This is a genomic window from uncultured Nostoc sp. (genome assembly GCF_937863485.1).
In the GTDB taxonomy this organism is placed as follows: domain Bacteria; phylum Cyanobacteriota; class Cyanobacteriia; order Cyanobacteriales; family Nostocaceae; genus Nostoc.
The window spans coordinates 1-18351 of the sequence record NZ_CALMFY010000166.1; the positions used below are offsets into that span (position 1 = coordinate 1).

The window sequence follows — 18351 nt, forward strand, 5'->3', positions numbered from 1 at the left end:
AATTTTAGCGATCGCACCTTTTTCACCCAACCTCACAAAATCGCGTTGCTCCCGTACAAACTATGCATAAGCCCACACGAGTACCAAGTCGAGGTGTTGTACTCAGTACTACAGGACAGTCAGCGGGAGCAGGGGAAGTGGGCAGATGAACAAAAATTTTGGAAAAAGTAGTGTTTCCCTATTTAAAGGCGTACCCCTAAGTCGCATCCTGGTGGCGTTGTTTCTACTGCAAATCTTCCTAGCTGTGGGATTAACTGCATACTTATCAATTAATAACGGGCAAAAGGCAGTCAATGAGGTAGCCAGCGAATTGCGTCGTCAAGTCGCCAATCGAGTAGAGCAGAATTTACAGACTTATCTCTCAACCCCGCGTCAAATACTAAGCAGTAATCAAAATGTCATTGACATCGGGTTGCTGAAGATGGAAAATCTTGCAACCTGGGAGTCATACTTAATAAAGCAGTTAGAGATTTTTCCTGATGCAATCGCCTTAACGGCAAGCAATGAACAGCAAGAATACCTAGCAATCCAGAAGCTCAACGATCGCCAATTTTTGCTAAGACTTGCCGATAAGTCAACTGGGTACGACCTCTACACTTACAGAATTGACCGTCAAGGTCAACGTACCCAACTACCAGAGGTGATCAAAAACTATGATGCGCGATCGCGTCTTGATTATCAAGTAGCAGTTACCGCCAAAAAATTCAGCTTTAGTCAAATTTTTACACCCCTCACCGAACCAACGCTTCTAATTAGTGCATCTCAACCTATATATAACTCCCAAGGTCAATTACTCGGAGTCAACAGCACTCTAACTCATATATCACAAATTGGGGATTTGCTGCAAAATATTAAAGTTGGCAAATCTGGGCAAGTTTTTATTATCGAGCGATCGGGGCTATTAGTAGCAAGTTCCACAACGGAAGAACCATTCCGCGTCCAAAATGGTAAACCCATTCGGTTAGCAGCTTCCCAGAGCGGGAATTCTTTTACTCAAGCAAGCGCTAAATATTTAGCAACTAAATTTAGTAACTTTGACCAGATTCAAAGTTTACAGCAATTGGATTTCTTCTTTGACGGCAAACGACAATTTTTAGAAGTTAGACCCTTACAGGGCGAACCAAATGTCAATTGGTTGATTATAGTGGCTGTCCCAGAAGCAGACTTTATCGGACAAATTGATCGCAACACTCAAACCACAATTTTTCTCTGTTTGACAGGATTGGGACTAGCTACTTTACTGGGAATTGTCACCGCCCGGTGGATAACTCAGCCAATTCTTTACTTCAGCAGGGCAACAAAAGATTTAGCCGATTTTACCAATAATGAAGATTCAGTGGTGATAGTACAGGGCATTAAAGAACTAGAGGTGCTGGGTGGATCTTTCAAGGAGATGATGCAGCAATTACGCAAAACCTTTAGTGTATTGTCTACCAAAAATGAAGAGTTAGAATTGCAAGTTAAGCAGCGAACTCAAGAATTAAAGCAAGAGATCCAAGAACGGATTAACAGTGAGCGAAGATTGGGCCAGCATAATCAAGCACTAGCAGAACTGGCAAATCACAGGGCGATTTCAGAAGGAAATCTGGAAACAGCATTCAAAATCATCACCCAAAAAGCAGCAAATGCCTTAGAAGTAGAACGAGTGGGTGTGTGGTTATTCAATGGTGAGCGCACCAAAATACAATGTATAAGTCTCTATGAACGTCCCAACCAGATACATTCGGCAGGTTTAGAACGCAACCTTGCAGATTATCCCATCTACTTTAAAGCCTTGGCATCTGCTTGTACGATCGCCATTACCGACACTCGCACCGATCTACGAGTACAAGAATTATCGGATGAATTGCTAGAACCAAAAAATATTATATCCCTAATTGATACCTCTATTTGGGTTAGGGGCGAAGTAGTAGGGACAGTATTGTATGAGCAGATTGAGACTCCCCGGACATGGGACTTGAGTGAGCAAAACTTCGTTAGCTCAATCGCGGAATTTGTCGCCCTAACTTTAGAAGTATGCGATCGCAAACGGGCAGAATCCGCTCTGCATGAGGCTAAAGAAGCTGCCGAAGTCGCAAATCGTGCCAAAAGTACCTTTTTAGGAAACATCAGCCATGAACTGAGGACTCCTTTAAGCTCCATTCTTGGGATCACAGAGGCACTCCAAGATCAAGTGTACGGTCTTGTAAGTCAGGAACAGCGCCAGTATCTAAATATGCTCGAATCCAGCGGTAAGAATTTACTAGAATTGATTAACCAAATCCTTGATCTTACCGACATCGAATCCAGCAAGATAGAACTACAACTAGCTACTACTTCGATTCAGGGATTATGTGACTCTAGTCTAAGTTTTATCAAACATCTAGCCTTTCAAAAAAATATCCAACTGAGTGTACAAGTCCCTGAAGAACTCGAACCCATCCAAGTTGATGAAGGCCGCATTCGCCAAGTATTTATCAACCTGTTGACTAACGCTATCAAGTTTACCAAAGAAGGAGGCAAAGTTTGGATTGAAGTCCAGCCAAATTCCACAAATGAATATATCTTTTTCAGCGTAATAGATACAGGTATTGGTATGCTTTCCGATGACCTTTTCAAATTATTTCAACCTTTTGTGCAAGTTGAAAATTCCTCCACCCAGCGTTCTACAGGCACTGGTTTAGGATTAGTAATGGTGCAAAAAATTGTTGAGTTGCACGGTGGGACTGTCCATGCCGAAAGTCAGTTAGGGAAAGGTAGTCGATTTACAGTCAAACTCCCTTGGAAAAAGGTTGGGGAGTGGGGAGTTAGAACTAATTATTAGACCTCTTGCACAAATGCAAAATTCGCCCTTATCCCACAACCCCTTCTCCCAAAATTGGGATAAGGGGAGCCAATTTCAAAGTCCCTCTCCCAAGCTTGGGAGAGGGATTTAGGGTGAGGGCTTTTGATTCATGCAAGAAGTCTATTAATTCATCGTTATGATAATCTTTAAGCTATGTGACAATAAGTAGTAAACGGTAATCCAGTACGCTGCTTTACATCAATCAATGATTTATACTCACCTCGTTGTTGCCTTTCTGCAACAATTTGTTCTGCGATCGCCAATGAGCATAAGTCTCTTTTCATCTATTTGAAACACAATCTCCTATAAGGTAGCACAGCTAATTATGCTACCCTACCATATACTTTAATTACCTGAAAGTTGTTATAAGTGGACATTAAAGAACAATCTTGTGCCTTTAATCATGTATTTTAAATACAGACGAGACTATGCAGTTTTAGTGTTATCACTGGCTGGTTCTTTTGGAGTCGCCCTCAAGGGTGTTATCTTGCTTTTGCGGGTGCGCTTGCTTTTGCGAATACCACCTGATATTTCATATTCACTGCTATCTGTACCGTAGGTAAATGCAACTGCAATTAGCATTTGATCAGTGAGGTCAGTTAAAGTTTTTTCCAATTCATCCATCTCGCTTTTAGAAGAGTCAATCACAGACAAAGCAGTGTTATAAGCATCAATTTTGGTGCGTAATTGCTGACTTATTTGTGTTATATATTGCAAGTTGCGAACATCTCCAAAATCCATATCAGGATTAATTGCTCTGAGTCCAGCAACTCTTAATTCAGCTTTTTCTAGAGCGCGGTATGTACGTTTTTGACGAGGCATATATATATTGTTTTAATTGTGTTCTAGAGCTAGCTTGCCTTACTAAGGCTAGATTTTGGCTCAGTAAAATCCACAAAAATTACTAGTAAGTGTAATATTAACTTCAGCAATATTGACGACAAATACTTCGTTCAAATTCGCGGTGTCCAGATCCCCGACTTCTTTGATAAATCGGGGATCTAACTTTTAACGAATGATTTAGGATTGCTATAGTAACAAAAAAATCATGATTATAAGAAAAAAATCGTGATTATAAGAAAAAAATCATGATTATAAGAAAAAAATCGTGATTATAAGAAAAAAATCGTGATTATAAGAAAAAAATCGTGATTATAAGAAAAAAATCTTAGAGATAAGACGCAATGAGTTGAAAAACCAACGCTGGGGTATCTAAAATCTGAAATACCCAGATAAATCTAAATTTTTTCACTTAAATGCCGAATTTAGCTAGTAGGGTGCGTTATGGTGAGCCAGCGCCGTGGTGTTAACGCAGCTTTATACCATTTCTTTGTGAGGCTGCGCCAAACCCTTTTAACTTCTTTCTTTGTTTCTTTTTTTCTTTCCGCAATCGGCTCTATAATTGCTACCAAAGCTTAGAAAAAACGGGCGAAAAAGTAGGTGAAGTGTTATGGGATAAGACTGGCAAGTTTCTCGTCACGTTCAAAAAACAGTCTCCCCATCTGCTTTGGCAGTACTATATAAACGCCAAACTATCTCTTCACTAGTGGATGTGCAATCATGCCTGTACGTCAAACTTTATCAAAGCCTGATATCCAACTTTCTTATTTAGAGTGGAACCAAGGTCAAGAACCTTTACTGCTGTTACACGGTTTAGGCGACCATGCTCTAGTCTGGTCTAGTTTAGGAGATTACTTAGCAGCAGACTACCACATAGTTGCACCAGATATGCGCGGACATGGGCAAAGTAGTAAGCCTGAGAGAGATTATAGTTTTGAAAGTGCGATCGCAGACCTCGAAGCACTCATGGATCATCTCGGATGGACTTTTGCCCATATTGTAAGTCATTCGTGGACAGGCAAATTAACCGCCATCTGGGCAAGGCAAAACCCAAAGCGTTTGCGGAGTATAATTCTGGTCGATCCAATTTTCATCTGGAAAATGCCCAGCCTTCTGAGCGTAACTTTTCCCATGTTGTATCGCTTCTTGCCTTTTCTTAAAAGCATGGGCCCCTTTGCCAGTCATCAAGAAGCCGAACAACAAGCACGGCAATTAAAGCAATATCAAGGATGGAGTTCCTTACAACAGCAAGTTTTCCAAGCCGGAATAGAACAAAAACCTGATGGTAGTTGGGGCAGCAAATTTACCATAGCCGCCCGCGACGGTATTTTTGAAGCAGTAATGCAAGTGCCTGGTTTTACAATTCCCCTTGACACCCCTGCCATCTTCGTCCAACCAGAACAAGGACTGAACCGCCAAGATTGGCAAATTAAACCCTACAAAACCTATCTTAAAAACTTACGCATCTGCCAAGTTCCCGGCAATCATTGGCCGTTTTTGACACAACCAGAGGCATTTAACCAAACTGTAGCAGCTTTCTTGGCAGAACACAAATAGAAAATCTCATGATTATTTGGACGGGATTATCATCCGGCAACAGAAGAATTAATAGGAGTGATGTCTAGCGACAAACCCTTTTGCGTCTACGTTCTCCTTCAAGTACGGATAACCCAGTCATGAGCCTTTGTATCAATCCCGTTTGCCCTAAACCAAATCACCCAAATAATCATCAAAACCGCTTTTGTCAAAGTTGTGGTTCCCATTTGGAATTGCTAGGACGTTATCGGGTGACATGCCTGTTGAGCGACAAAACAGGGTTTAGCAAAGTTTATGAGGCATACGAACAAGATACCCCCAAAATCCTTAAAATACTTAAAAAAGATGTATCATACGATGCCAAAGCGGTAGAACTATTTCAGCAAGAGGTAACTGTGCTGGGACACTTCAAGCATCCCGGTATTCCCAAGGAGGATAGTTACTTCCAATATCAAACCCGAAATGGTTTAGTGCTGCATAGCATTGCAATGGAAAAAATCGAAGGCTACCACTTAGAACAGTGGTTACAGCAGCAGCAGAATTACCCTATTTCACAGGAACAAGCTATAGCCTGGTTAAAACAATTGCTAGAAATTTTGGATTTAGTACATGCTAAACAGTACCTGCATCGAGATATTAAGCCATTTAATATCATGATTCGTTCTCCCCTTGGGAAAGGTTGGGGGGATTTGGTACTGATTGATTTTGGCACCGCCACTGAAATTGGCAGAACCAACCCAGACAAACTCAGCAATGGCGACGGGATGACAGCACTGATGTCATCTGGCTACAGCGCCCCAGAACAAATGAATGGTCAAGCAGTACCGCAATCAGATTTCTTTGCCTTGGGACGCACCTTTGTATTTTTGCTGACGGGATACCATCCCTTAGATATGTATGATGTCCAGCACAATTTATTGCACTGGCAAAATCATGCCATCCATATCTCACCCTTACTATTGAATTTAATTGATTGGCTAACAGCACCGGATATAAAAAAGCGTCCTGCCAATACTCAGCAAATTTTCCAGCGCCTAGAAGAAATTGAAACCCAACTAACTGAAACTACTCCTGAAAACATTAATTTAGTAGAGGATTGTAACGTCGAGCAATTGCTACCACCAATTACTCAAACTTCATTGACTCCACATAAACAGCCAGAAGAAGTACCACTACTGGCATTTTTTGCAGTCCTGTTAGTGATATTAGGATTACTTAGTATAGTGGCTTTAGCAACACGGACATCAAAATTCACTGGGATGCAAAATTACAAACAATCTCCCGAAAAAAAAGGTAAAATTGATTATTTTCCTTATCAAGAAGGTAGGGATAGTCAAGGGAAAGTAGCCGAATTTAATATAGCTGTTTTATCACTAGAATATAAATGGCTTTTAGGTAGCAATTTTCAAATTAAATATAATGATGAAATTATTAGTTTAGACCTTTTAAAGTTTAACTTAGAACAAGAAGGTATCCAAAATATAATGGAAGACCCTAGCGAGATTATCGCTGTAGGCACAGTTTCTTGTAAGGCAAATATAGCAGTTCAAGAACGTATGGCTTTAGAACGTTCTAAACAAATACAATCTTTAGTGAAAAATTTATTTATTAATGCACCAAGCGTCAAAGGTTATCGGATATTAAATTTGGGACAATTTCAACGGAGTGATTGTCAGGGAAATCAGGATTTAACTAAATATCAGAGAAGTATTATAATCATTGGGGTTAAAAAAAAATCAGCAGGTTTAATTCTGGATGAAGCATTACGGGATAGGTTACAAAAGAAGCCTTTTGCTGATTTTAAGTTAGAAGATTATTCTTTGGGGTCAGTAGAAAAGTTCAAGACGATACCAAGTAATTTGTAACATCTCTAGCAAAGTGCAACAGGCATTGCAAATTCTTTGCGCCGATGAGCAATTGAGCCAGTTAGAAACTGTTATGGCTTTTTTGCTAGCTTCGTATTAGACAGCGCTTTATAGCGGTTCCCATTCAGATGCGGTGCAAGATTATATCGCGAGGTGTAGGGGCACAGCATTGCCCATTGGTGTCAACTTAAGCCAAAACCCTTTTCAAACCTCGTTTCCAAGCTCTGGCTGGAAATGCTGTGCATTGCGGCTCTACCGCGAGTAAGGAAGGCGGAGGCTAAGAGTAGGCATTCCCAGTCTGAGACTCTTAACGAGACAACCCCTACGGGTGTACCTCATATAAACGAGAACCGCTTTAGTCGAGCAAATCGTGAGGTGGGATATATCAGTGTTCGAGAAATCTTTCTTTTATCAAGGAAGTTTTAAATTACCTTAACTTAGCCAAACTCTAGGGTGGTAAACCTCCTAGTTATGAATTGTTCATGCTCCCATTCCAGAATACCGCTTCAAACCCGCACGCCACAGCAAGCGATTCACACCCAAAAACACTAATATCCAACCCACCATTGACCCAAATCCTCGCCCTATATCTACGGGTAGCCCTACCAAAAGACTCGCAGGAAAATCAATCAAATAGGGAAAAGGTGTAAACATGACTATTTTTCGCACAAGTTCTGGAAAGACCTCTAAAGGTGCTATCAAACCAGATAAAAATAGATAAAATAACAACCAAAAGTTTTCTAAAGCGCTAGCCCGTTCTGTCCAAAAGGCGAGCATAGCAAAGCTGTACTGAATCGTAAATCGCAAAGTAAAAGCTAGCACCGCCGCGAATGTAAACAGCAAAAATCCGCTCAAACTTGGTAACCAAAAAGCTTGGGGATAAAGAATAAAAAATAATGCCACTAATAGAAGAGTAAACATTAGTCGAGTAAATCTTTCAGAAATATGCCTCGCAACATGATGCCATACTGGATCGAGTGGTTGTAGCAACTTGGGCGAAAGCTTGCCTTCCACTACCTCTGTTTCAAAGTCCCAAATTACCCAAACAGCGGTGAGTTGCCTAACAATGAAAACCGTAATGAAGTAACGGCCAAAATCCACAGGTGATAGCCCAAACTGTCCGCCTTGTGCCGCCTGTATCCAGATACCCATAAGGATAATCGGCAAAGAACCAGACAAAACCCAAAAGATTAGTTCTGCTCGATACTCAACCGAATAGGCGTAGTATACTGACAGTAAAGTTAGAGCTTTTCTAATAATCTTTTTCATTTGTGGTGCATTCTCCTCTTGGCAACTATATTCCTCGCAGCACTGACTACACGACACCTGCCTGAAAAACTCGTCCAATCACTTCTTCCACGGGCGGTTCGGTAACTGTTAAATCAATTACCTCCAAATCCGCCAAAATCTGAGAAACAGTGCGGGTGAGCGCCTCTCTCGACACCATAAAACGCACTGCTCGCCCTTCTAAGAGTTGCACATCACCATAGGTCATAAGTTTTTCTATCGGTAGAGGTTGGGCTAACTCTATATGGACTTCTCGGTACGGGGCAAAACGTTCCAGCAGTCCATCTAAACTACCGTCATACATCAGCTTCCCCTCATGAATCAACAGCACCCGTTGACACAAAGCTGTGATGTCAGCCATGTAATGACTTGTCAACAGCACTGTAGCCTGATAAAGCTGATTGTACTCGCGCAAGAACTCGCGCACTGCTGCTTGAGCATTTACATCTAATCCCAGCGTTGGTTCATCTAGGAACAATACATGGGGACGGTGCAAAAGTGCTGCTAGCAATTCTGCTTTCATTCGCTCACCCAAAGATAGCTTCCGTACTGGTTGGGTAAGTTTGCCTTCTAAGGAAAGCATCTCTGTTAATTCTCCCACCCGCCGTTGGAACTCTTTATCAGAGATGTTGTATACAGCGGCGTTAATTTTTAAAGAATCCAGCGCTGGCAAGTCCCAAATTAGCTGCTGCTTTTGCCCCATTACCAAGGTGATTTTTTGCAAAAATGCTTCTTTACGATGAAACGGAATTTGTCCAGCTACTGAGATTGTACCGCTAGAGGGATGAATCAGCCCCGTGAGCATTTTAAGTGTGGTGGTTTTACCAGCACCATTTGGGCCCAAAAACCCCACTATTTCACCAGGGGCAATTTCAAAGGAAACATCCTGAACTGCTTTAATTGAGCGGTAGGTACGGCGAAAAAGGTGGGTGATTGTACCTTTAATACCCGGACTTTTAACTGCCACTGGATAAGATTTACTCAGATTTTCAGCAATGATGATTGACATATTTTTTATATTAGAACCACAGATGTACGCAGAGAAAAGTCTGAGCGGCGGCTTCCACCAATCAGAACTTCGAGGTAAACACACATAAATCATTAGTGTTTTGGAGTGTTTACAGCAGGAGTTAGGGTAACCGTTCACAGGGTGATCAAAAAAGTGTCCGATATAAAATTACACGGAAACAGTATGAAAACCAGTCTAGATTTGATTTTTTCGGGATAATTTTGAGTAGGAAAAAGTCCTATACTGGGATGCCAATTGTCTTTTAGGCATTAATAAAAGTAATTATCTCATACCAGAAATCACCCCTAAGCCTTGCTAAAAATAGCTTTAGACATTTAGGCAAATGTTTTACCCCCCGTGAACGGTTACGAGTTAGAAGTCATTCAATTTTAGATTTTAGATTTTTCATTTCAATCCAAAATCTAAAATTGGCAGAGTCGTAAGCAAAATAGGTTTTATACCTAGCTTTATAGTCTAGGCTCTGTACCTCATTCAGTTACAAACTGCTATATGTATCTGTATTTCCAAATAGTAAAGCAAGAATTTTTGCCAGTGAGAGCGATCATAATTTCCTAGCACAACATATAGGTTTTACCGTAAACGTCCCGATCGCAATGTACTAATAATTAACCATAAACCCAATAAACTAGCGACTGCAAAGAGGATGGTGCTTAAAAAAGATAGTTGAGTTGTCTGCGCTCTGGTGGAAATAATTGCTGCACCCATAATCAGTGAACCCACTAATATACTAAAAGATAGTCGGTTAGCTGCATCGTCCATAGTGCGCCGCACGCCATCTAACCCCCGCAGCGATAGATTCCACTGTAAGGTTTCTGAGGTAACTCGGTCTAATAATAGTTCGATTTGGCGAGGAGATTGGAGAGACAGACTTTTAATATCTAAGGCTGTCCGTAATAGCGATCGCACTGGATTATCACCTATTAACTGCCGACGAAACAAGTCTGTAATTAATGGTTTAACTTCATCAAAAAAATTAAGCTCCGGGTTGAATGTCCGCGCCACACCCTCTAAATTCGCTAGGGTTTTGGCATACAATCCCATATTGCTAGGTAATCTAATTTTATTGTTGCGGGCAACTTGTAAAACTTCATAAATTATCTGACTGAAGTTTATTTGCGTGAGGCTGACATTGTGATATTTTCGCAACATGCGATCGTAATCATTTTCTAACCGCGACAAAATTACTGGCTGACCAGAATCTGATAGCTGTAAAGTTAACTGAGCGCACCTTTGAGCATCTAAATCAACGATCGCTAACAACATTTCCGTTAATATCTGCTGTGTACGGGGATCGAGTCTTCCCACCATGCCACAATCTAAGAGGGCAACACGACCATCTTTGAGATAAAACAAGTTTCCTGGATGGGGATCGGCGTGAAAAAACCCATCAATATATAGTTGCTGGAAAAATACCCGAAATAACAAAGTAGTTATTTCTTTACGCTTTTCGGCAGGATCTTTAACATTGGGGTCACTATTCAAATCCGCCGCCAAGAAAGGCACCCCATCCAGCCATTCCATCACCAATAATTTTGCTGTGGTCAATTCCCAGTTAATTTCCGCAACCACTATTTGTGTAGGATCGTACCAGCGACTTTTAGATAAATTGCGCCGCAGTTGGTCTGTAAAACCCGCTTCCCGTGTAAAATCTAACTCGGCTTCTAGCGCTTTGGTAAATTCTTCGGCGATAGATTTGATTTCGTAGGTTTGCCCAAACTCAGTCCGCGCTACTAAATCGGCAATACCTTGAATTAAAGCAATATCTTGGGCAATAGTAATATCAATTCCCGGACGTTGCACTTTCAGAGCAACTTCTCGACCGTCTATTAATGTAGCTCGATGTGTCTGGGCAATTGATCCCGCCGCTACTGGGATCGGGTTAACTATGCTGAAAGTTTCTGCTAGTGAAAGTTTTAATTCTTTACGGAGGATTATTTCTATCTCTGACCAAGGAACTGGCGGTACTTCGTCTTGTAAAGTTGATAGTTCCTCAATGTAGGCGGCGTTCAGTAAATCTGGACGCGTAGACATTAGCTGGCCAAGTTTGACGTAAACTGGCCCCAAGTCTACCAGGATATTTTTTAAAACCGCAGGTGTAGGTAGCTGAGGTTCATCAGCTTTGCCACCAGTAAGTAACCTTCGCATATAGTCCCAACCATTGCGAAGGAATACTTCAAGAATTTCTCGTTGACGGGGAACAGTTTGGGTGAGGAACATTTTTGTAAAGAACTGCAAAGAAGCAGAAAAGTTTAAAGAGGTAAAGCAGGGGATGACAATATCAACGGAAGTTGGCTGTAGCTTTGGTACTTGTTAAAGTTTTGCTAGCTGCGGCACAGTCTTGGAATCTTTTTATGGATGATTGTACGGCTTGGTGGAGCTTCTATTCACTTAGCATCCGTTTGACGTAATTAGAGTAGGAATCCCCGCCGTGTAATAAGCGATGGGAGCAACAAAATCCTTTGGACGGAGAAATATATTTTTGATAGGCAGTAATAGACTCGATTGCCATTGTTTTGGCCAGAGGCTCAAAGCTAATAATGTCCATAACTGTCAGATAGAATAACAGACAGTCAAGTTATAATGGAAAAATAGACTTTTTCGCCTCTGCCAAGGGTTTTAACTTTTATAGCAGGTCAGTAAATCGGGAATCGCTTTGGAGAATTTTGAGGATCTGCTTGATTTCCTGGGTACGTTCTTTTTTGACAACGAGGGTGACATTGCGATCGCGCACAATCACCACGTCCTCTAACCCAATAGTAACAACTACATCCTCTGGATTGGAGGCATAAATAATCGCCCCCTGCGTATCCAGTCCTACATGTGTACCGAGTTCTACATTGGGAGTCTCCTCTGTTTTGAGTAAGCGCTCGATCGCATTCCAATCTCCTAAATCATCCCAACCAAAATCAACTGGCAAAACGTATGCTAGAGTTGTCTTTTCCATTAACGCATAGTCTATACTCTTCTTAGGCAACTGGGGATAGATATCAGGACCATGTTGTTCTAAAGGTTCGATAATTTCTGGTGCATGGGTATGTAGTTCTTTGAGAACAACCCCTGCCCGAAAAACGAACATTCCACTATTCCAGCTAAAACGTCCCGTAGATAAAAAAGTCTCGGCTGTTTCACGGTTGGGCTTTTCAGTAAAACGATTGACGTGATAAGCTGGCAACTCATTAAAGCTACCTATTCTTTCACCTTGTTCAATGTAGCCGTAACCGGTTGACGGAAAAGTAGGCTTGATCCCCAGTGTAACGATCGCTGCTGTGCTTGCTGCTAGTTGCGTAGCCGCGCTTAATGTGTGTGCAAACGCCTCTTGATCAGCAATCCAGTGGTCAGCAGGGAAAAAGCCAATAACAGCGTCTTCTCCATAGCGTTGTTTGATTTCTAAACTTGTCCAAGCAACGGCAGCGGCAGTGTCTCTTCCTTCCGACTCAATCAGTAAGTTTTCAACTGGTAGATCAGGTAATTGTTGTCGTACCCCTTCAGCTATCTGACTAGAAGTTATTACCCACAAGAAATCCCACCCGCCACCGAGTTCTATCAATCGATCGGCGGTTGCTTGTAATAGACTTCTAGAGCTACCATCAAGACTTAAAAATTGCTTGGGTCGGTCTTTGCGACTCAAGGGCCAAAAACGTTCACCTTTACCACCAGCAAGGATTACGGGGAACAATAAAGTATTCATGTTGTCATACACGCCTACCGAAGAACATTACAAGTTTACAGTGAGCTTTTCCACTGGCAATATTTGTAGCTTGGATTAACATACTTTTAGGGAGTGGTTGAGTGGGGAGATAATTGTGATAAAACAAGTCGAATGGTCGGAAAATCCGCTTGGATCTCAGCAAGTAGCATTTGAAAATGAGGTGCGATCGCAGCAACTTCAACGCCCGGAAAATCAGGTAACGCCTGCACCAGTAGCAGACGCACAAGAGGAGGTAGAACTAAACCAGCCAGCGAATCCGAACCGTAGCGTCGTCGAATCAGTGGGTGCAATTCCCAATCAGCTTTATGAGAGACTGGGCTTGACCATGCCTCGATGGCTGTTGTGGATCATGACGGTGGTCCTCGGCATCATCTTATCTGGGTTACTGGTATCAACGTTGGCCCTTTGGACTCCGTTGTGGAGCAATCTAGATCGAACAGATGAAGATTTAGGAACTACTGCTAAAGACGATATAAAAATACCACTACCAGGGGAGTTATGGAGCAAACTCTCCCAGTACCAGATTTCACGACCGATGAATATTTTAATTATGGGGATTGAACCAGTCAGCGGTACTGTTGATGGTTCACCAGAAAGCTTTGCTGGGAAAAGCGATACCATGCTGCTGGTACGGCTTAACCCTAGTGAAAAATCTGTACGGGTGCTTTCGATTCCCAGAGATACGATGATCGCCATCCCAGAAAAGGGAGAAAAGGGATTAACTAAGGTATCTGATGCCAATGCCAAAGGCGGCCCAGTCTTGGCAGCGCGGGTAGTTAGCCGTACCTTAAATAATGCTCCAATTGATCGTTACATCCGCATTTCTACCAGCGGCTTACGGCAGTTAGTCGATCAGTTAGGCGGAGTAGAAGTCTTTGTTCCCAAATCAATGGAATATAAAGACTCCAGCAGCCGACTGTCGATTAATTTAGTCAGTGGCTGGCAAACCATCAACGGCGAACAAGCAGAACAGTTTGCCCGGTTCCGCGACCCAGGTTTGGGAGATTTGCCGAGAGTGCAGCGTCAGCAAGCACTAATAGCAGCCCTGCTGCAACGCCTCAATAATCCCACCGTCTTACCCAGATTGCCTCAATTAACTCGCTTGATGCGAAAATATTTTGATACCAACCTGAAGATGGAAGAAATGATGGCGTTGGTGAACTTCGGACTCAACTTGGATCGGGATAATTTCCAAATGACCGTGTTGCCTGGTACGTTTAGCCGTTTTAGCAAAGACCCTGATAGCTATTGGCTGAACATGACTGGACAACAGAGCCTGTTGAATGATTATGTTGGGGTAAATGTACCTGGTCTAAAGCCAGATATGCGCCGGGTTCCTAACCTCAAAATTGCTATTCAAAATGCTTCCAATCAACCTCAGCTAACTGAAAAAGTTATTGCTTATCTCAAACAGAAAGGCTTTACTAATATTTACAAAGTGCCTGATTGGCCAGATACCCAACGTCAAACTCAGATTGTTGTCCAAAAAGGCAACCGACAAGTTGGAGTTGATTTGCAAAAAGTCTTAGGCTTGGGTCAAATCGAGGTGTCGGCGATTGGTGATTTAGAATCTGATCTCACAATCCGCATTGGTAAAGATTGGAAATAGTCAGGAGGGGCGTACAGCTAGCTGTGCGCCCCTATTAATAATAAAGTTATGAAAAAGATTTTACTACGCTTTTTTGGTTTTATTGTAATTTTAATACTAGCATTTTTGTGGATAATACTTAGTCCCAAACCGGCTTTTGCTCAACTAAATACAATCAACTACAACAATATAAATTTAGAAAATCGTGACTTTTCTAATGCTGATTTGGCAGGTGTGACTTTTGTAGCAGCAGAAATGCGAGGGGCGAATTTCCAAGGAGCGAATTTAACCAACGCAATTCTCACTAAAGGAGTTTTATTAAAAGCAAATTTGGAAGGTGCGAACCTGAGCGGCGCTTTAGTTGATCGCGTGACTATGGATAGTGCTAACCTAAAAAATGCCATTTTTACGGAAGCAACTTTGACGAGTAGCCGCTTTTACGATGCCGAAATTACAGGCGCTGATTTTACAGACGCTTTGATTGACCGTTATCAAGTGTCGCTATTGTGTGAAAGAGCCGATGGCGTAAATTCAATTACGGGTGTGTTAACGCGAGACAGTTTGGGTTGTAAGTAAAGAATCTCAGTGTTGAGCATAAAAACATCGGGGAACAGAAGAAACCTCTGCTTATCCTCACTCCCTTACTTAAGATTGACTGAGAATTGTCAAAAACCAGTTACCTCTAATTACTGCTGGGAATTTCAATTAAAAACTCTGTTCCTTCTCCTGGTTTAGAAGAACATTTAATCTGGCCATGATGTTTTTCAACTATTATTTGATAGCTAATAGACAATCCTAAGCCTACACCTTTACCTGGTGCTTTGGTGGTGAAGAAGGGGTCAAATATGTGCGATCGCACCTCTTCTGGAATCCCAAGACCATTATCAGCTATTCTAATTACAATCTGGTTATTAACGGCTTGCGTACTAATCCAGATAGTTCAAGGTATTATTGGACACGTTTGGAAAAATTTCAAATACCTTTATCGCTCTGCCTTCACCCTTGGCGTAGGCATTTAAAATCACTAATTTGTGAAAATTTACCTGACAAATTGCGGGATTTCAGGTTAAATGTTTTAAGGTATGCACTCTGCAAGAGTTGTCGGGTATTATTCGTGACACAACAAGACCAAAAACCCTCTCGTTCTTTCGCTGGAATTGCTGGCATTGTTGCCGCAGCTACATTAATTAGTAAAGTATTCGGTTTAGTGCGGCAGCAAGCGATCGCTGCCGCTTTTGGTGTTGGTGCAGCTGCCACTGCCTATAGTTATGCCTATATTATCCCTGGCTTTCTATTAATATTACTAGGTGGCGTAAATGGCCCATTACACAGTGCAATTGTCAGCGTTTTAGCCAAGCGTCGGCGAGAAGAAGCGGCTCCCCTAGTGGAAACTGTGACAACGCTGGTGGGTGGATTGCTTTTATTGGTGACAGTTGCTCAGATTTTCTTTGCGGATACGATCATTGATTTTGTCGGTCAAGGTTTGGAACAGACAACTAGAGCGATCGCAATTCAACAGATCCGCATTATGGCACCAATGGCTTTATTTGCCGGTTTAATTGGCATTGGCTTCGGTACTCTCAATACAGCCAATCAATATTGGTTACTCTCCATTAGTCCTTTATTATCCAGTATTACCGTTGTTGGCGGTCTTGGTATCTTGGCTATGGAACTGGGCAAGGACATTATTAAGCCGGAGTCCGCTTTAATCGGTGGAATGGTGTTAGCTTGGGGAACCTTAGCAGGAGCCATTCTCCAATGGTTAGTGCAGCTAATTGTCCAGTGGCGGTTAGGATTAGGCACATTACGCCTGCGGTTTGAGTTTAAATCTCCAGGCGTTCAAGAAGTAATTAAAATCATGACTCCGGCAACAATTTCCTCTGGAATGATGCCAATTAATGTCGCCACCGACCTTTATTTTGCCAGTCCTATCCCTGGTGCTGCGGCAGGATTTAACTATGCAAATCTATTAGTACAAACTCCTTTAGGGATTATTTCTAATATCATTTTGCTGCCCCTATTACCTATATTTGCCAAACTAGCCGATCCAGAAAATTGGCCAGAGTTAAAATTACGCATTCGCCAAGGATTGCTACTGACTGCCTTCACCATGCTACCTTTAGGGGCGCTAATGGTGTCGTTATCTGTACCTATTGTGCAGGTGATATATGAACGCGGTGCTTTCAAGCCAGAAGCCACACAGCTAGTTTCATCATTGTTAGTCGCTTATGGGATTGGGATGTTTGTCTATTTGGGACGTGATGTTTTGGTGCGGGTATTCTATGCTTTAGGCGATGGACAGACACCTTTTCGCATCAGTGTTTTTAACATCTTGCTCAACATTTTATTAGATTCGTTTTTCGTTAAACCTTTTGGCGCTCCCGGTTTGGTGTTGGCAACAGTGGGTGTAAATTGCAGCTCAATATTAATGCTGTTATGGTTGCTTGATCACAAACTTAATGGTTTACCTTGGCGTGAGTGGAGTTTGCCGATTTTGGGTTTGACTGCTGGTAGCGTAGTCGCTGGGGTAGCAAGCTATGGGACTTTGGTTGGTTCTCAGCAGTTGTTAGGTAAAACGGGTTTACTGATATTGCTGTTGCAGTTGTGTGTATCTGGCTTCGTGGGGATTGCGGTGTTTGCTGCGATCGCTTCATGGATAAAAATACCAGAGGTGAATATTTTTATATTTCGTCTACGTCAGCGCTTTTTGAAGAAATAACTGTTATTTGAAAATTTCAGTTGGTACACCCAAATGGGTGATTAATAATTCAGCCATTTGGGTGAGCCAGGTGTGCGAGGTTACATTTTGTAAAAAAAGAGATTCTAGTACTAGAGAATATTGATTTTACTTAACTCTGGTGAGAAGAATTCTATGAAACTTACAAAATTAGCTGCGTCTTTCCTTGCTGTTGCTTCCATTGTTTTCTCAGCGGGAATTGCTTCTGCTCAAACTGCGGGTACAAACGGCAATTACATCGGTGCTGGTGTTGCTGTTGGTGCAACCAGTGGCGGACAAGGAAACGATGAGGCACAACTTGGGGGTAATATTCAAGGACGCTACGCTGTTCCCAAAACACCTCTTTCACTACGGGGTTCTGTGCTGTATGGTGGTGATGCTGCCGCAATTATGCCCATAGTGACTTACGATGCGCCGATCGCCAAAAATACTAACGTTTACTTCGGTGGTGGTTATTCTTTTGTAACTGACGAAGGTCAAAAAACCCCATTGGGCAATCAGAATGCACCTGTACTCACCCTTGGTATCGAATCAGAAGTTAGAAACAATGTCATTGCCTATGGCGATACTAAATGGGGTATTGACGCCTACAGAAATAGTGATGCTGATGCTGTCAGCTTTCAAGCTGGATTAGGCTATCGCTTCTAGTACAACACGGCGTAAATAGAGCAACCATTTAAAACCCTAAAGAGCTTATTCCGTAATCCTTTTGAATGAGTAACTTCCGCCTTGCGGTACTAGTAATTACAAGCTAGAAAACGGCTTATTTGGAAACTAAAGCAATAATGTTTTCCAGCAGTAATAGTAATTCATTCGTCATATCTGAGTATGAATACTCAGGTATGATTTTTTTTAATTATTTTTAGTTATGATTTTGATAAACAATTATATTGGCTATTATCAATAGTTTTTCTTAAAGTTAAATAACCAATTTT

14 protein-coding genes and 2 pseudogenes are annotated in these 18351 nt (G+C 41.9%); 8 read left to right on the forward strand and 8 right to left on the reverse strand.

The genetic code is table 11. The annotated features are described in order from the left end of the window. The first annotated feature begins 145 nt into the window (after positions 1–145). Positions 146–2803, forward strand: coding sequence for an ATP-binding protein (locus tag Q0541_RS21925; protein ID WP_298915296.1), 2658 nt, complete (start codon positions 146–148; stop codon positions 2801–2803). A gap of 167 nt (positions 2804–2970) precedes the next feature. Here the strand turns inward: Q0541_RS21925 and Q0541_RS21930 are convergent, their stop codons facing one another. Both Q0541_RS21930 and Q0541_RS21935 read right to left on the reverse strand, forming a co-directional pair. Then, positions 2971–3108 carry a hypothetical protein gene (locus Q0541_RS21930; RefSeq protein WP_298915298.1) on the reverse strand — a complete coding sequence of 46 codons (138 nt, stop codon included), beginning with the start codon at positions 3106–3108 and terminating at the stop codon, positions 2971–2973. A gap of 142 nt (positions 3109–3250) precedes the next feature. After that, complete coding sequence (locus Q0541_RS21935) at positions 3251–3646, reverse strand: hypothetical protein (protein WP_298915300.1); 396 nt, start codon at positions 3644–3646, stop codon at positions 3251–3253. Positions 3647–4384: 738 nt separating this feature from the next. On the opposite strand from Q0541_RS21935, the gene Q0541_RS21940 reads away from it, so the two are divergent. The 3 genes and pseudogenes from Q0541_RS21940 to Q0541_RS21950 form a co-directional block, all read left to right on the forward strand. Further along, positions 4385–5221: an alpha/beta hydrolase gene (locus Q0541_RS21940; RefSeq protein ID WP_298915302.1), complete on the forward strand. Its 837-nt coding sequence runs from the start codon at positions 4385–4387 to the stop codon at positions 5219–5221. Positions 5222–5340: 119 nt separating this feature from the next. Continuing rightward, positions 5341–7065: a serine/threonine-protein kinase gene (locus Q0541_RS21945; protein ID WP_298915305.1), complete on the forward strand. Its 1725-nt coding sequence runs from the start codon at positions 5341–5343 to the stop codon at positions 7063–7065. 7 nt (positions 7066–7072) lie between these two features. Then, positions 7073–7176: pseudogene (locus Q0541_RS21950) on the forward strand (transposase); the annotation flags it as partial. 369 nt (positions 7177–7545) lie between these two features. Here Q0541_RS21950 and Q0541_RS21955 read toward each other — a convergent pair. The 5 genes from Q0541_RS21955 to Q0541_RS21975 form a co-directional block, all read right to left on the reverse strand. After that, entirely contained in the window at positions 7546–8334 is a 789-nt protein-coding gene (locus Q0541_RS21955; RefSeq protein ID WP_298915308.1) for an ABC-2 family transporter protein, read from the reverse strand. 46 nt (positions 8335–8380) lie between these two features. Further along, positions 8381–9361 carry an ATP-binding cassette domain-containing protein gene (locus Q0541_RS21960; RefSeq protein WP_298915311.1) on the reverse strand — a complete coding sequence of 327 codons (981 nt, stop codon included), beginning with the start codon at positions 9359–9361 and terminating at the stop codon, positions 8381–8383. Positions 9362–9952: 591 nt separating this feature from the next. Further along, positions 9953–11599, reverse strand: a complete 1647-nt coding sequence (locus Q0541_RS21965; RefSeq protein ID WP_298915314.1) for an AarF/ABC1/UbiB kinase family protein — start codon at positions 11597–11599, stop codon at positions 9953–9955. A gap of 163 nt (positions 11600–11762) precedes the next feature. Beyond that, positions 11763–11927: a membrane protein insertion efficiency factor YidD gene (yidD, locus tag Q0541_RS21970; RefSeq protein WP_366941914.1), complete on the reverse strand. Its 165-nt coding sequence runs from the start codon at positions 11925–11927 to the stop codon at positions 11763–11765. Between the two features lie 78 nt (positions 11928–12005). Then, the gene (locus Q0541_RS21975) at positions 12006–13070 is read right to left on the reverse strand and encodes a mannose-1-phosphate guanylyltransferase (RefSeq protein ID WP_298915320.1); all 1065 of its coding nucleotides are present in this window, start codon (positions 13068–13070) and stop codon (positions 12006–12008) included. 115 nt (positions 13071–13185) lie between these two features. Here Q0541_RS21975 and Q0541_RS21980 point away from each other — a divergent pair, with 115 nt between their 5' ends. Both Q0541_RS21980 and Q0541_RS21985 read left to right on the forward strand, forming a co-directional pair. Beyond that, on the forward strand, positions 13186–14700 hold the full coding sequence (locus tag Q0541_RS21980; RefSeq protein ID WP_298915322.1) for an LCP family protein: 1515 nt from the start codon (positions 13186–13188) through the stop codon (positions 14698–14700). Positions 14701–14748: 48 nt separating this feature from the next. Then, the gene (locus Q0541_RS21985) at positions 14749–15255 is read left to right on the forward strand and encodes a pentapeptide repeat-containing protein (RefSeq protein WP_298915325.1); all 507 of its coding nucleotides are present in this window, start codon (positions 14749–14751) and stop codon (positions 15253–15255) included. A 106-nt stretch (positions 15256–15361) separates the two neighbouring features. Here the strand turns inward: Q0541_RS21985 and Q0541_RS21990 are convergent. After that, positions 15362–15616: pseudogene (locus Q0541_RS21990) on the reverse strand (ATP-binding protein); the annotation flags it as partial. 177 nt (positions 15617–15793) lie between these two features. Here Q0541_RS21990 and murJ point away from each other — a divergent pair. Together murJ and Q0541_RS22000 are read left to right on the forward strand one after the other, a co-directional pair. After that, positions 15794–17398 (forward strand): murein biosynthesis integral membrane protein MurJ, encoded by a 1605-nt coding sequence (gene murJ, locus Q0541_RS21995; protein WP_298915328.1) that lies wholly within the window; start codon positions 15794–15796, stop codon positions 17396–17398. Between the two features lie 153 nt (positions 17399–17551). Then, positions 17552–18064: a hypothetical protein gene (locus tag Q0541_RS22000; RefSeq protein WP_298915331.1), complete on the forward strand. Its 513-nt coding sequence runs from the start codon at positions 17552–17554 to the stop codon at positions 18062–18064. Positions 18065–18351: the final 287 nt, after the last annotated feature.

Coding starts and splice junctions, on each gene's coding strand:
- Q0541_RS21985 (WP_298915325.1), top strand. CDS start 14,749: ATGAAAAAGATTTTACTACGCTTTTTTGGTTTTATTGTAATTTTAATA.
- Q0541_RS21975 (WP_298915320.1), bottom strand. CDS start 13,070: ATGAATACTTTATTGTTCCCCGTAATCCTTGCTGGTGGTAAAGGTGAA.
- Q0541_RS21945 (WP_298915305.1), top strand. CDS start 5,341: ATGAGCCTTTGTATCAATCCCGTTTGCCCTAAACCAAATCACCCAAAT.
- yidD (WP_366941914.1), bottom strand. CDS start 11,927: ATGGACATTATTAGCTTTGAGCCTCTGGCCAAAACAATGGCAATCGAG.
- Q0541_RS21940 (WP_298915302.1), top strand. CDS start 4,385: ATGCCTGTACGTCAAACTTTATCAAAGCCTGATATCCAACTTTCTTAT.
- Q0541_RS21955 (WP_298915308.1), bottom strand. CDS start 8,334: ATGAAAAAGATTATTAGAAAAGCTCTAACTTTACTGTCAGTATACTAC.
- Q0541_RS21935 (WP_298915300.1), bottom strand. CDS start 3,646: ATGCCTCGTCAAAAACGTACATACCGCGCTCTAGAAAAAGCTGAATTA.
- Q0541_RS21930 (WP_298915298.1), bottom strand. CDS start 3,108: ATGAAAAGAGACTTATGCTCATTGGCGATCGCAGAACAAATTGTTGCA.
- Q0541_RS21960 (WP_298915311.1), bottom strand. CDS start 9,361: ATGTCAATCATCATTGCTGAAAATCTGAGTAAATCTTATCCAGTGGCA.
- Q0541_RS21965 (WP_298915314.1), bottom strand. CDS start 11,599: ATGTTCCTCACCCAAACTGTTCCCCGTCAACGAGAAATTCTTGAAGTA.
- Q0541_RS21925 (WP_298915296.1), top strand. CDS start 146: ATGAACAAAAATTTTGGAAAAAGTAGTGTTTCCCTATTTAAAGGCGTA.
- Q0541_RS22000 (WP_298915331.1), top strand. CDS start 17,552: ATGAAACTTACAAAATTAGCTGCGTCTTTCCTTGCTGTTGCTTCCATT.